The sequence below is a fragment of the Dehalobacter sp. genome, assembly GCF_030063005.1.
Classification (GTDB): domain Bacteria; phylum Bacillota; class Desulfitobacteriia; order Desulfitobacteriales; family Syntrophobotulaceae; genus Dehalobacter; species Dehalobacter restrictus.
The window spans coordinates 1-13,282 of the sequence record NZ_JAPDHR010000020.1; the positions used below are offsets into that span (position 1 = coordinate 1).

Here is a 13,282-nt window from a genome sequence, read left to right on the forward strand (position 1 = left end):
ACCCGATATGCGTAATACGACTTAATACTTTAATTCAATATTCATTTTTAAAGTCCGCATTTGGTGGGCTTATTTTGGTGTACCCTTCTTTTTACGCAGTCTCATGTCTGAACTCTTTCAAACTATGCTTCTCCGCCTATACAAACCTGATACTCCGAAAATTCCGATCTTAACCACAGAGGATGCACCTCTTTGTTTTGTGCCTTTCTTGGCCGATCGACACATCACTATTTTATTGCCTGGCGTCTCATTTTTCAAAGTTCAGATATTTCCCTTACAGAAATGCTCCTAAATTATTATTATTTCTCTGGTGTTAGATATTTCCTTAAAATGAGAAGTTCACTTTGACGGCTCACCATGAACCCTTCCATGGTTCATAGAAAGTACAGACCTTCCCCTTGGCGGGGAAGGTCATTTTTTAGTCGTTCAGCTTGAATCCAGCTGCTGAATATAGTACAAATTACTGCTCTTGCCACCGTTTTCCCGCCACCGCTGCTCCTTGCGCAGACGGCCACTTTGCTCAAGGTCGGCTATGGCGCGCTTGACAGTACTGCGAGACAGCTTCAGCTCTCTGGCGATGGTACCAATCGCAGGGTAGCATTTGCCGTCCTTGTCGGCACGGTCATGCAGGTACATATAGACAGCCCTCGCCCGATGCGGCAGTTCCGAGGTATAAACAGATGTAAAGTAACCCACAGCTTCATCTCCTTTCAGGTTCCTGCTTTTGCACAAACTGTTCAAAGGTTATACCCTGAACAGGCGTATGCACCGGGCCGCCCGACGCAGCTGCTTCTGTTTCAGCTTCCTCCGGCACCTCCACACAGGCGGAATGGCGCAGGATGATTTCTTCCTCCACCTTGTGCCTGTCGGCATACTCTACCTGTCTGGCCGATTGTTCGGCGATCTCATACGGCTTGCCGAAGGTAATACCCCATTCCTTGAACAGCTTCAGCCGGGTGCGAATCGGATAGGCGCCGGTCTTGGTGACGATAAACCGGCCTTTGGGCATGGACTTAAGCTCATCGGGTGTCATCAGCGGACGTTCGATCATCTGCAGACTCTGGGACGGATCGTTTTTACCCCGGCTGACCGAGCCGCTCATGACCGTCTTGCTTCCCATGGCTTTCGACAAAATCTGCGCCGACTCGCTGTTAGGAGCAAAGCCGCCGAACACCGTGTCCTGGCAGTTGTCGATGATGATGGCCGAACCCTCTCTGCCATAGTTTTTCTCCAACTGAGCGAAGGATTGTATGATCGCTACTATTGACACCCGCCTCGAACGACTGGCGCTGAACATCATCTCAGCAGACTCAATTTTGGGTATGGTCCCGATCTCGTCGAGGAACATCATCACCCGGTTGGGGAGCTTGCCGCCATGCTCGTCGGCCACCGACAGGATCTCGCGGTAGAGCTGCTGGACGATCAGGCTGATGATGAAATATTTTGTGTTATCTTCCTCCGGCATGACAAGGAAGATGGCGCTTTTTTTGGTGCAGAACCTCTCCGCGTCGATTGCCGTGTCAAAGCACAGGATCTGCTCCAGCTCGGAATCCAGAAAGGCATTGAGCCGGGAGAGCGCGGTTGAGAGGACGCTCTGCATGGCCTGCTCCGCCGAGTTGAGCGCCGCACCCGCAAACCACTTGGTCTTATGCTCGTCCGGCAGGTGGGCAAGGAGCAGTTGGAACAAAGTCCTGCCCTTGACGCCGCTGGGCACCAGCAGATCCTGTATGAGTTTGAACACCGATACGATGTGCCTCTGCTTCGGCTCACAGTATTCGGCGATAAGCAGTATTACGGAGGTCAGCAGACCTTCCGCCGCGTCGTAGAAGAAGGCATTTTGTCCGGCCATCGCCGTATCGAAGCCTCCGGAGGAGATGATGGTCTTGGCGGTGATCTTGGCATATTTCTCCGCTCTAGCCTTGTATGCCAGGTTCTGAGGGTTTTTCAGATAGGCGTCCATATACCTGTTGACCAGATGGAGCAGATTGTTGCCGTCCGAGCGGGTGGGGTTTCTCAGGTCGATGACCGCCACCTCATAGCCGTAGCAGTCCTTGGCGATCCCGGCGTAGTTGCGGTAGAGGTCGCCCTTGGTGTCGGTGCAGAGCCAGCTCATGCCGCAGGCACAGGCGTATTCCAGATTCGGATAGAGGAAGTTTGCGGTCTTGCCGACGCCGGCCGCGCCGATCATCAGGCAGTGGATATCGTCATCGTCTACCAGCGCATACCCGTGTGGAGCGGTATCGTCAAACAAAGGCGCTTTCCTCCAGCCGACGATAAGGCCCTGCTCTTTCGGGAGGCTTTCGCCCTTCCGCCATTTTTCAGGCTCATAGGGAACCTCGGTATATGTCTTTTTGATCTCCCGCTTGGTTGCCCAGCGCGCTGTGCCGTGCTGACCGTCGCCGACCGTTTTGGACTTGATGCCGTTCAGGGTATAGTAATGCGCTATGAGCGATAACAGCCCGATCACGCCGAACATGGTCAGTCCGGCTGCGGTCAGGATTACGATTTGGGATGTCTGCAATGCGACCCCTCCTTTACATGGTCATAGAAAAATTTACTGCCTGCTCCTGCGACGGGAGCATCGACGGAAGCTCTTGCTCAGCAAACATAATAGTTTTGACGCTGTCCAGCGCAAGGCGCTGATAGGAGGACAGGAGCTTTTCCTTATCCGCCAGTGTCCGGATGCCCGGGGCCTGAAGCTGGCGGCATATTTCCGTTACATCCTGGCGCAGCTGTTCCGCCTTAGCGCGAAGCCAGCCTCTATCCTCATGGGGACGGTAGCTTTCCTGCAGCTTTTGGATGAGCTGCTCCATTGTCGCAGGCTGTTCCATCTGGTTAAGCTGCCTTTGCATGGCAGCCAGCGAGCCGGCAGCCATACACTGCAGGCATTCCCGAACAGCGTCCGTGTTTAGATCTACTGTTTTGCCGGAAGCAAGAAACGGCTCCACCGCCTCGGCGCACTCTGCGAGGAAGGAGTCAATGTCCTTATGCGTTGAGAGGGCTTTGCACAAATCATGCAGTTCACCGACAACCTTCGGCAGAAGCTCCAGCTTCGGATGCACCTGTGCCGGGATGGGACTGACACCGTTATTGGCTTTCAGATCCTCATTCCAGTCCTTGTGCTGCGATTGCATTACGAAAACATCCGTATATCCCTTCTCCAACAGGATATCCTTCAGGCGTCCGCTGGCTTCGATGCCTGCTTCGTCATGGTCCAGGCACAGCACGACGCTTTTCAGATGAGGATTCAGCTCCAGCTGACGGAGCATGGCGTGTTCCGACACGCCGTCCAGCGTGACATAGCTGTGCCGCCGCCAGTCCTTCCGGTTCAGTGTGATGAAGGACAGCATATCCACCGGCGCCTCGAACACATGGAGGACACCGCTCTCTCCGATCCAGTGGAAGCTGTATTTCGGATCGCTGCCCTCCACGTTTCCTTTATAAGGTTCGCCCTGGGTGTAAGTGCCGCGCTTGTGAGCGTGGCGGGGGACGCTGTTTTCACCCAGCCCGATAAACACCGCGTTGTGATATTCCTTGTCCTCATAGATCAGCTTTTCATGGGCGAAGCGGGACAGCACCTCACGGTCAATGAACCGCCGCTTTATCAGATAGGCAAATACCCGGCGCATATCGTGATTGGCTTCCGGAAGAGTGAATTTCTTACGGGGAGCAGGCGCGCTCTTGACCGTCTGGTTCCACTCCACGCCGCAGTCCTCTCCAAGCAGATAATTTACCGCTTCGGGAAAGCTCATATCATAGAACTGCTGGACGAAGTCAATGGCGTGACCGCCTTCTTTGCGGGAGTGACGGAACCATTGATTACCGCGCACGGTCACGCTGTCATGACGCTTCCAGCGCCACTCCCGGCCGGAACGCACAAGCTGCTCTCCCTGACGCTGAAGGAAATCTACCAGGTCGACTGAGTTGGCCTGCTGCTTCTGTTCGTCTGTAAAATGAATGTATGCCAAAGTGCATTCCTCCTTTGTCAGCGCTTGCGCTTACCGCATCGGCGAAAAAAAGCCACCCGCCGATAAGCGGATGGCCTGCGTGACGCCAGGCTGATTTTTTCGGGAAACGGTTCTTTTTTCTGAATATCTTGATTGAGGCTTTTGCATGAAAACCCTCCCTTGTTAATAGGTTGTATGCCTTAGCTCATGATCGTCCGGAGCGTGACCCTGGGCAATCTTCTTCTCGCGTATCCTGCGCCGGAGCTTGCTGTCGGTCTGCATGCCGGGACCGCCGGAGAACCTTTTCTGCTCATCGCGGAATATCCTGCTTAAGTGATGCAGGAGCCTTGTCGCCGCCAGGAAGAGAGGAGGATCACGGAAGACGTCCGGACGGTCGAGGAAAAACTGCGCATAAATGTTGCCCTGTGCTGCAGACAGCGTGAGCCAGCGCATGGCGGCTTCATGGTCGCGGGGAACATCCCTGCCCATGAGATACAGCTTGCCGAGCGCGTACTGGCTATACTGATTGCCCAGCTCTGCAGACATGGTCAGCCATCTGACGGCGGCTTCCACATCCTTGGGCATATCCTCTCCCAGCAGATAGAGCTTGCCGAGCTGATACTGAGCGAATGAATTGTTCTGTTCCGCTGCTTTCGTGAACAGCTCCACCGCTTTAGCGATGTCTTTCTCCACATAGAGACCGTCACTGTAGAGCTTGCCCAGGGCAAACTGAGCCAGGCCGTTGCCGTTATCCGCAGCCTTGGTTAACCACAGGACAGCCTTTTCCGGATTTCTGTGTCCGCCGTCCTCGTCGAGATAAACCTTGCCCAGCATATACTGCGCATGGACGTTGCCGAGGCGGGCAGCCTTTTCAAAGTACGCGATTGCCGCTTCCACATCCTTATCCGTTCCGGTTCCGGTAAAGAGCATCTGCCCAAGGCGGTATTGGAGCTTATCGTCATGGCTTTGTTCCTCCAAACGCTTAAAGCCGTAAAAGGCTTCCTCAAAATTCAGCTCCGCTTCCTTGGCGTCCTTCTCTGTGCCGATACCGTCCCGGTACATTTTCGCCAGCTCGTAATTGGCGTAGGGAACATGCTGGGCGGCGGATTTACCGTAGAGCCGGAACGCTTTTTCGTAGTCCTGTTCCACGCCTTGCCCCCGGTAGTACAGACCGGCGAGAGAATATTGGGCATACTTGTGATTGCGGGAAGCCGCCATTTCAAACCATCCGGCCACTTCCTCATAGTCCCGCTCCGTGCCAAGTCCCGCCGCGTGCATTTTGCCGATGCGGTATTCCACATAGCGGCTATTCCTGTTCGCTTCGATGTCCATGAACGCGGAGAGCGCTTTTTCGTACCAGCCAAATGCGATATCGACGTCCATATCGACGCCAAGCCCGTCGGCGTACATCCTGCCGAGGTCGTGCATGGCGAGAGCGTTCCCGGCTTCAGCTTCCTCCAGAAACAAACAGAGAGCCTTCTCAAAGTCAGGCTCCAGTTCATCGCTGCCATAGAGAAAAACACGGGCTTCCTTGTAGCGGGCACTCCATTTGATATGCGGTCTGCCGAATTCACCTTCATTGGAATCCGGACGGGAGGAACCCTCGGGAGCAGAGCACGGTATATTTCCATTGTCCTCTGGCGCTTCATCTATGCCCGTTTGGTATTCATCCTCCGGCGACAGGGCTTCGGATTCTACCGCCGCTTCATGTATATCCTCCGCCGACTCATCGCCCTCCAAGGTGAAATGCTGACCGCCGATATTCACGGCTTCCGCAATCACCATATTTTTTATGTGTTTGAATTCCTTTTGCCGTGAGAGCGGAACGGGATCGGGGAGCTTATTCATATATGTCCGCAAAACTTCATTGCGAAGCTCTTGCCATTTCGCGTAGGCTTCCGCCACCCGAGTGTCCTTCGCCAGTTCATCCACAATCTGATCCACGACGGCTTTTAGAGGCGCCTTGAGATAGCCGCACTGCTTTTTGCCGGAGGTATGCTTCAGACGCTCCGCCAGATGAAAGAGCAGGGACTCAATAGTTTCGTTATCATAAACACTACCGCTCATTCTGCTGATGATTTCTCTTAGGACTTCGCGGCTGTGCTCGGCAAGCGTATTTCTCTGTTCGGTCTGTCCTGAATATATTTGAATGAGATCCTGCTGAAGGATTTCCCTTGCCAGGCTACTCCGCATCTTTTCGATGGCTGGTTTGGTGACATACCCCTCGCGGGGATTCACCGAATAAACCAGCATGTGACAGTGGGGATGATGCCCTTCGTTGTGAAAGGCGGCGTACCAGCGCAGGTTTTCCGGAGCGATCTTCATCTGCTCGGCGAAGATATTCCGCTGCTTGCGGATGAGCGCCATCCACGCGGCGGCATCGTCATACCCCAGCCGTGCAGCGTCCTCCCGCCGCAGAGATATGATGGGCGTCCATACATTGCCAGTGTGTTCACCGACCTCCCTCATCACCCTTGACAGCACCAGCAGATCATCCGTATCGGAGAACAGCCCATGTGTTCCCAGCTTTTCAGCACGGGGACGGGTAGCGATGTAGCTGACATAGGTTTCCTGATGTGACAACTGATCCATATTCTGATCCAACGCCGCGGTGATAAACTCCGAGGCGTTTTCTACGGTTGGCTGCTTGATATAGTCCTCATATTCAAACAAATCTGCTGTATCCGGAAACTGTGAGAGGATGTCTGCGATGAGCTGCTCCTGTTTTTCTGTGGCAGGGCGTTCGCGGAGGGCGGGAGAGATTATCTCCGCGCCATCCCGCGTCGCGACGTATTCCACAAGGTTTTCAAGATGTACCGCGGCGTTTTTAATGTATCTGCATTTAAAGACAATTCTCGGCATGGCTATTTCCTGTCTATAGATTTTGCGACATCTTCAAAGGTCACCGCGCCAATGGACTTCTTCACGTCCTCGACGCATTTGCCGCGCAGCGTGTGAAGGGAGGCGGGGTTGTAGTCCGCGTTGAACGCTATGACATTCATTATCATGGACATCTCCACCGCCAGCTTGAAGATGAGGCGCGCCATACGGTTTTCGAGGCTGTCCATCATGCCAGTCATGGCCGAGGTGATAGCCGCCGGCAGGAAGCGCATGCCCTCCTCCGCCGAGATATATCCGGTGTAAAACTTGATGGCCTTTTCAATGAATTCGCTCTGGCTCTGGCAGTTGTCTTTTTTGTACCAGTCCTTCACCAGCTTTCGGGTTTCCGGATAGATCCACAGGGCAAATTTATTCTTTAGCTTGTTTTCTTCTGTCATGCTGCTGCCTCCAATCGTAATAAAAGGAGCCGCAACCCCTGTCGCAGCCCCTATGTAAATCCTTTATTTACGGCGTTTTTCGAACTCACCTTCGTTTTACAACCCCGCAAGCGACTCCAAGGGGTAAAATCTGACCCCGGAGAAAAACGTCCTTCGACCCGCGTTGCGGGGCGATGTGAGCCGGAGCGGGGAAGCTCTGCGACCCCGCTCCTTTAACCCGCACCGTTTTCGACCCCATGGTTCCCCTCTGCAAATGGAAGGTGATTTCCATGCTCAAGCCTGTCTTTTTGCTCTCCCCCTCACAAAGCCCCAAAACGCGGCTTGAAACTGCCCATTGGTATTGGGGTGCCACCCTTGCCCGGAAAATCGCACACAGGGCGACATACCCTCCGACAAAGGGCCGTCCTTCCTCGTCCATAAGTATACGTCAAGCCGATATGGAAAGGTCAATATTTCTTTTGCATAGTCCCTTTCTCTGTGATGCTTTAGGTTCAAATTTTCAGGGCATCTCTTGTAACATAACGCAATAAATGGTAAATTAACGTATTAACAAAGTTGTTTTAAAGGTGGGGTGAACGATGATATGCACCTTAATGAACAAACGCACTCCTTTGGTGGAACTGGATATAGACGATGATACTGCCTCTATCCTGAAGGTCTTTGAGGTAATTCATCCGGAGCACCTTCCGGTTGGCATCACCATTACCAAGGGGCTTCCGGATAGAATAAGTCTGAACGATTGGTGGCTGGGACGTTCCATTCCTTCCAACCGTTCCGGTATCCGTGAGGCTCTTGACATCATGAATATATCTTACACGGAGCAGCTACTTACAAAATGTTATGGCCTGAGTCTTACCGATCAGTATTGGATCAGTTCAAAAGCTCATCCCCTTGATTGGGATCGCCTTAACTTTTTTCAGAACCAATTTTCAGATGATGTGGGCAATGCACTCTTTGGAAAGGCTTCCCCTCATGAGGAGCTTGACTTGATGTCTCCCTGCAATACTTGCGATGGGTGGCTCCGAAAAAAGTGGAAAATCATTGACGGAAAACGTTGCCTGATCAAGTCCGGAAGCAATCCATTCCAACAGGAACCGCTCAATGAGTTGCTGGCAACTTCTTTGCATCAGCGCTTAAGCCATGCCGCTTATGTACCATACAGCCTCATTTGGGAAAATGAAATCCCCTACAGCGTATGTGAAAATTTCATTACGCCTGAGACAGAACTGGTCAGTGCTTACAGCATTTTTAAGAGTGAAAAGAAGCACAATCATCACTCCTTGTACGAGCATTTTCTGCTTTGCTGTGAACACCTTGGCATCCCCGGCATGAAGGAATTTCTGAATTATCTGCTGGCTTTTGACTTTCTCATGGCCAACACAGACCGCCATTTTGGAAACTTTGGTGCTGTCCGGAATGTGGATACCCTTACATGGCTGGGAGCAGCGCCTGTCTTTGACAGCGGCACAAGCCTCTGGCATGATCAGGTCTCAAGGGTAATTCATCCGAATGGTGATGTGCCAAGCCATCCGTTTAAACCGATGCATGCCGAGCAGATCGTTTTGGCCGGCAGCCTTGACTGGATTGATTTTTCCGCGCTCCGGGATATCGACGAGGAGTTTCGAATCCTTCTTTCCGCTTCGCCGTATATTGATGAGCCGCGTACAGATAAGTTGTGCAATGGTTTGAAAGGGCGTGTGCGGCAACTCGAACAACTTGCTTTGGAGCAGAAACATCAAGTAACCGTCAGCCATCCGAAGGAGACAACAGAGGTTCATCCGGAATCACAGGACTTTGAAAAAAACTATAATGCATATTATGTGACTGCCCTAAAAGGATAGGACAGTCACTTTTTTCTGCGCTTATTGCTCGTCCTCTGCAGCATTTTTTTGTGCTGCAGCCAAGCTGGATGGTCTTGCTGGCTTCGGTTGATCGTCTGCCTCGCGGCTTTCGATGTACTCACGGACGGGAGCCGGAACATATTTTTCATAGAACTTCTGCATCACTTCGTCCAGTTCCGTTTCGATGGACGCTTCCTTTTTTGCCATGTATTGCTTTAAAGCTCCGAGCTTTTCGCTATCGAAGCTGATTTGTAGGGTTGCTTTCTTCATTGTACTTTCCTCCTATAAACTTATTTTTTGCACCTGTGGTGCTTCGCCATTTGCTTCCTCCTGGGGAGAAAGCTCTAGCTGCGCATCACACGTTTTTTCAATTTGCTTTGCAAAATCGTTTGTATTCACATAGCTCTGGTTGCTGTTTTTTTTGCGGAGCGATCCGGAGTAGGCATCAACAATAGCCGTGATCGGCAATGTGAGTCGAGCAGTTTCTCCATGATTGTCAGAGAGAAAACCAAGACTGCTTGTGTCGAAGTCTACTTCGATATGGGCATCTTGGCTTTCTCCGTCCTCAATTTTTTTAGCGGCTTCTGCAAATTCTCCGTCATCCAGAGCATGAAACAGATTATAGCTTTTGCCTTTGAGTGCTACAAAGTTATAGTCTTTATCCAATGCTTCAAGCACAGATGTCCTGCTTCCTTTCGGAAGGTTTCTCTTTACCTTCTCCAAGGTATGGAGAAGTTTTGCTGCCGAGAGCAGGCTATTGGTATTTTGGGCAATGTAATTGCGGTTTTGCCCATTCTCCGTAATGGTATAGATTCCATGCTGCAACATGTCGCCACCCCCTATAAACGTATATTCATGCCTTGATCTTCTTCCTCGCCTTCATCAGCTTCCTCGGAAAATCCCTCCGGCCATACATCAAAAAGTGATAGTTGTTCATTTTCCCTCGGTTTTAAGGATTTGACACGCTCTGCACATTCGAGGAAGGATTCAATATAGCCCTTCGGATTTTCATGTCGCCGCATGGCTATTAAATCATCCGAAGCGATTGCTTGCTCCAGCCCTTTCTCATAATTGATCACATTTCGAATGCTAGTCGTTTTGATATCCTTTGGATCAAGCCGTTCTACACGGGATAATAAGAATTGATAGTTCTCATCTTTTTTATAGAGCTGTACCGCCTTTTTTGCATTCGACCGGATTTCCTCGCTCCTTGCCATGTAATCCTGGGGGACTTCAGGCGGTGCCTCTCGATAGTAGATCGCCGGATAATTTTGCGGCTCATAGGTTTCCTCAATCTTTTGTTTGTAGTGGCTGATGTGATTGCGCACAAGGTTTAAATTGCAGCCGTCCGACCAGAAGGGATCATACCCTCCAAATTTATAGAGCGCATCCCATCGGTCGAACGCCTGCTGTAGTTCTGCTTCAAGATTCTGCGGATGCTTTTCCTTCTTCATTGGACTGCCTACATGCTCATACTCATGCCCTGGTTTTCTTCCTCGGCTTCTTCCGGCCCGGCAGTCTGTTCCTGTTGCGGTTCGAGCTGTGGGGCAGCAGCCAGCTCCTTTTCACGCTGGCGCTTGCTTTGTCTTGGCTGCTTTTCCGAGGATTTTTCCTCGTCAGCTTTGACTTCCTGCTCGGGAGCATTCCCCTCTGCTTTGATCTCCTGCTTGACAGCATCCGCTTCTACTTCGACCTCCTGTTTGGGAGCCTCGCTCCCGGACTGGCTTTCCACATACTCTCTTACTTGCACGGGAACCATTTTTTCATAGAGCTTGTCGAGGTGGGCCAGCAGTTCATCTTCTACGTTCAATTCTTTCTTTGCCATATAAAACCGCAGTGCATTGAGCTTGTCGGTATCAAAGGATACCTGTAAATTTGTTTTTTCCATGGGTTCATTCCTCCTTAAAATGATATAGAGATAAATCCAGTAGCTTCCTCGATTTGCTCTTTGGTGAAGCTCTCTGGAGTAAGATATTCTTGCGTATATTCTTCAATTTGTTCCTCAGTTAATGAGATAAACTCACCTTCATCGTTATAACCCGCAATAAAAAAGTTGCCGACGAGGATGTCATTGCCCAGGGAGCGGTTGCCCTCCATTTCCAACAGCTTGCCTTCCTCATTGCAGACAAGGGAAACATAGGACGCTAAATCTACAGCCTGAATGTTCCCGCCAACCGCTTTCTGCATGGAGGCAAGATCATTGCCGATCTCCGCAACATAAGGAGTCTCATGCGGTTCAACCATTACCACTTTCATTTTTTGATGTTCCGGTTGTGGTTCACTATTAGTTTCATCTAATGTTACTTCCGGCTTCTGAGTTACCCATTTTTCATAGTCCTGCACGGAGCAATATCCGGCAAGCATGTATGAAAAATCCGATAGCCTTTGAGGTTTTACACCGCTGACCTCAATTTGCAGGCCATATTCACCAGTAAATATCCGGTGCACATCAGCCTCCAGAATGTCAGCCCATTCCTTCTTACCGGCATCGGTCAGGGTATCATTTTCCAACTCGCATAGGGTAGCCAGATCTATATCCTCATCGCTGTGAATGAGATGGATGTCCTCCAAAGGCACCGACATTAAATCTTTCAGCTTAAGGCCGCGAACTACTGTTTTTTTCTCTGCTGATTGTTCCTGCTCCATAACTGCCGCTAAAAACAAAGAGGCATTCGGTAGGAATGCAGCATAACGGGCATACTCATAGCCCTCTCCCCGAACAAGGATACCGTCATCTCTTTCTTCTCCCACCACTAAAATGCAGTGGCATGTGCCACTCTCACCAAAATATTGCAGGTCTTTGTTATCCCTTATAAAGTCATAGTCAGCCAGCATATTTCTGGAAAATTCATCGTATTCGTGGGACGTAAGTACAACAACTTTTTCAATAACGCAGTTCTTAGGCTCAAAGTCATCCAACTTTCTATTAAAGACCGCTTTGGTTGTTAACATAGTTTCACCCTTTCTTTTATGGTAGATAGCTTCTTGGATTCTGTGGTGTGCCGTCAACAATAACTTCAAAATGCAAGTGATTTCCGGTCGATTTGCCTGTGGAACCCACTTGTGCAATAACCTCACCCTGCCTTACCGCCTGCCCCTCGGTCACAAGGATTTTAGAGCAGTGACCATATAAAGTAACGATGCCCCCACCGTGATCGATTGCCAGATGGTATCCATAGCCTGTGGTTTTATAGCGGACAAACAGGACAGTGCCTCCATTGGCAGCCTGGATATCGGTGCCTTTCGGCGCGCCCAGGTCAACTCCTGAGTGAAAATTTTCAGCCGTGGGATGAATAGGATCACGCCGATATCCGAATTCGGAGGTCACTATGCTGCGCCAGCTGCTGCCGAGGGGACTGATAAAGTTGCCGCCAATAAAGGGAACCTCAGCAGGGTTTGCAGTGATGGTGTTGATCCAATTCTGGAGTCCATCCCCTTCTGTGGGAATGTCGCCATAGAGGATGCGGTTGTAAATCTCTGAGGCATTTGCCTTGTCCTCGCTGGTGATTGTCCTGCCGAGTGTGCTTTCCAGGTTTGAGTAAATCTCCGGCAAGGAGGTTAGCGGGATGGCCACCTTAGAGCTGGTACCCGTTGCTTCATTGGACCGGATTTCGTACCGCACGAAACAATCTGCAAACGCACGGTAGTCATCGCTGTCCCTAGAGGGGCTGTCCGCGCCGAAAAACAGAGCATAAAAAATCGCCTTGACTCTTGTGCTGTCAAGACTTCCGCTTTCAAGCTCCGTACTTATATTTCCTATGGCAGTGTCAAGCTCCGAGAAGCTGTCCCGCATATTTCGGATGTAGTCGGCGTAGTCAGCAGGCATCTGCGAGGAGATAGCACCTCCGTGAAAGGTCAGATCAATGGCAGCATTGTTATGACTTGCTGTGGCAGAGAGCAGGCTCAAAATCACAACCACCATTAGAATAACGGGAGTCAGCAGAGCGGCGATGATGGCACCGATCACCTTCCACGTCCGTTTGTCGGTCGCGGCTGGGATGACAGCCCTGGCAATCAGGGCAAGGGTTGCGGGATCAGCCAAGGTTCATCCCTCCCAATTGTTCCGGGGCTTCTGCCTGTACATGGCTTTGCTTTAGATTGTGGGACTCACGCCACAGTTCCAGCTCGTTGTTTTCCTTTGCATACTCGATGGAGGGGTAGTACACAGGGATATTGGCAAACATGGTTATTGCCTCCTTTCCGTTAATTTTTAGCT

13 protein-coding genes are annotated in these 13,282 nt (G+C 51.0%); 1 reads left to right on the plus strand and 12 read right to left on the minus strand.

What is annotated here, in order from left to right; translation table 11 throughout:
- Window positions 1-426: 426 nt before the first annotated feature.
- The 5 genes from OKX56_RS06750 to OKX56_RS06770 all read right to left on the minus strand — a co-directional run bounded on the left by OKX56_RS06750 (window position 427) and on the right by OKX56_RS06770 (window position 7,225).
- Entirely contained in the window at window positions 427-696 is a 270-nt protein-coding gene (locus OKX56_RS06750; protein ID WP_015043303.1) for a helix-turn-helix domain-containing protein, read from the minus strand.
- Between the two features lie 4 nt (window positions 697-700).
- Window positions 701-2,521 (minus strand): type IV secretory system conjugative DNA transfer family protein, encoded by a 1,821-nt coding sequence (locus OKX56_RS06755; protein WP_015043304.1) that lies wholly within the window; start codon window positions 2,519-2,521, stop codon window positions 701-703.
- 13 nt (window positions 2,522-2,534) lie between these two features.
- Window positions 2,535-3,968 carry a DUF3991 domain-containing protein gene (locus tag OKX56_RS06760; RefSeq protein WP_015043305.1) on the minus strand — a complete coding sequence of 478 codons (1,434 nt, stop codon included), beginning with the start codon at window positions 3,966-3,968 and terminating at the stop codon, window positions 2,535-2,537.
- Between the two features lie 162 nt (window positions 3,969-4,130).
- Complete coding sequence (gene mobP3, locus OKX56_RS06765; RefSeq protein ID WP_287895976.1) at window positions 4,131-6,809, minus strand: MobP3 family relaxase; 2,679 nt, start codon at window positions 6,807-6,809, stop codon at window positions 4,131-4,133.
- A 2-nt stretch (window positions 6,810-6,811) separates the two neighbouring features.
- Entirely contained in the window at window positions 6,812-7,225 is a 414-nt protein-coding gene (locus tag OKX56_RS06770) for a hypothetical protein (RefSeq protein WP_015043307.1), read from the minus strand.
- A 578-nt stretch (window positions 7,226-7,803) separates the two neighbouring features.
- Here OKX56_RS06770 and OKX56_RS06775 point away from each other — a divergent pair.
- Entirely contained in the window at window positions 7,804-9,066 is a 1,263-nt protein-coding gene (locus OKX56_RS06775) for a HipA domain-containing protein (RefSeq protein ID WP_015043308.1), read from the plus strand.
- Between the two features lie 21 nt (window positions 9,067-9,087).
- Here the strand turns inward: OKX56_RS06775 and OKX56_RS06780 are convergent, their stop codons facing one another.
- The 7 genes from OKX56_RS06780 to OKX56_RS06810 are packed head-to-tail and all read right to left on the minus strand — an operon-like array spanning window position 9,088 to window position 13,250.
- Entirely contained in the window at window positions 9,088-9,336 is a 249-nt protein-coding gene (locus tag OKX56_RS06780; protein ID WP_015043309.1) for a DUF6103 family protein, read from the minus strand.
- Between the two features lie 12 nt (window positions 9,337-9,348).
- Window positions 9,349-9,894, minus strand: a complete 546-nt coding sequence (locus OKX56_RS06785; RefSeq protein WP_287895978.1) for a hypothetical protein — start codon at window positions 9,892-9,894, stop codon at window positions 9,349-9,351.
- 11 nt (window positions 9,895-9,905) lie between these two features.
- Window positions 9,906-10,520 carry a hypothetical protein gene (locus OKX56_RS06790; protein WP_287895980.1) on the minus strand — a complete coding sequence of 205 codons (615 nt, stop codon included), beginning with the start codon at window positions 10,518-10,520 and terminating at the stop codon, window positions 9,906-9,908.
- Between the two features lie 8 nt (window positions 10,521-10,528).
- Complete coding sequence (locus tag OKX56_RS06795; RefSeq protein WP_287895982.1) at window positions 10,529-10,954, minus strand: DUF6103 family protein; 426 nt, start codon at window positions 10,952-10,954, stop codon at window positions 10,529-10,531.
- Between the two features lie 14 nt (window positions 10,955-10,968).
- The gene (locus tag OKX56_RS06800) at window positions 10,969-12,018 is read right to left on the minus strand and encodes a DUF3846 domain-containing protein (protein ID WP_287895984.1); all 1,050 of its coding nucleotides are present in this window, start codon (window positions 12,016-12,018) and stop codon (window positions 10,969-10,971) included.
- Window positions 12,019-12,034: 16 nt separating this feature from the next.
- A complete protein-coding gene (locus OKX56_RS06805; protein WP_287895986.1) occupies window positions 12,035-13,108 on the minus strand; it encodes a M23 family metallopeptidase in 1,074 nt (357 codons plus the stop codon).
- Window positions 13,101-13,250 carry a hypothetical protein gene (locus OKX56_RS06810; RefSeq protein ID WP_287895988.1) on the minus strand — a complete coding sequence of 50 codons (150 nt, stop codon included), beginning with the start codon at window positions 13,248-13,250 and terminating at the stop codon, window positions 13,101-13,103. The genes OKX56_RS06805 and OKX56_RS06810 overlap by 8 nt, the downstream gene beginning before the upstream one ends.
- Window positions 13,251-13,282 lie beyond the last annotated feature (32 nt).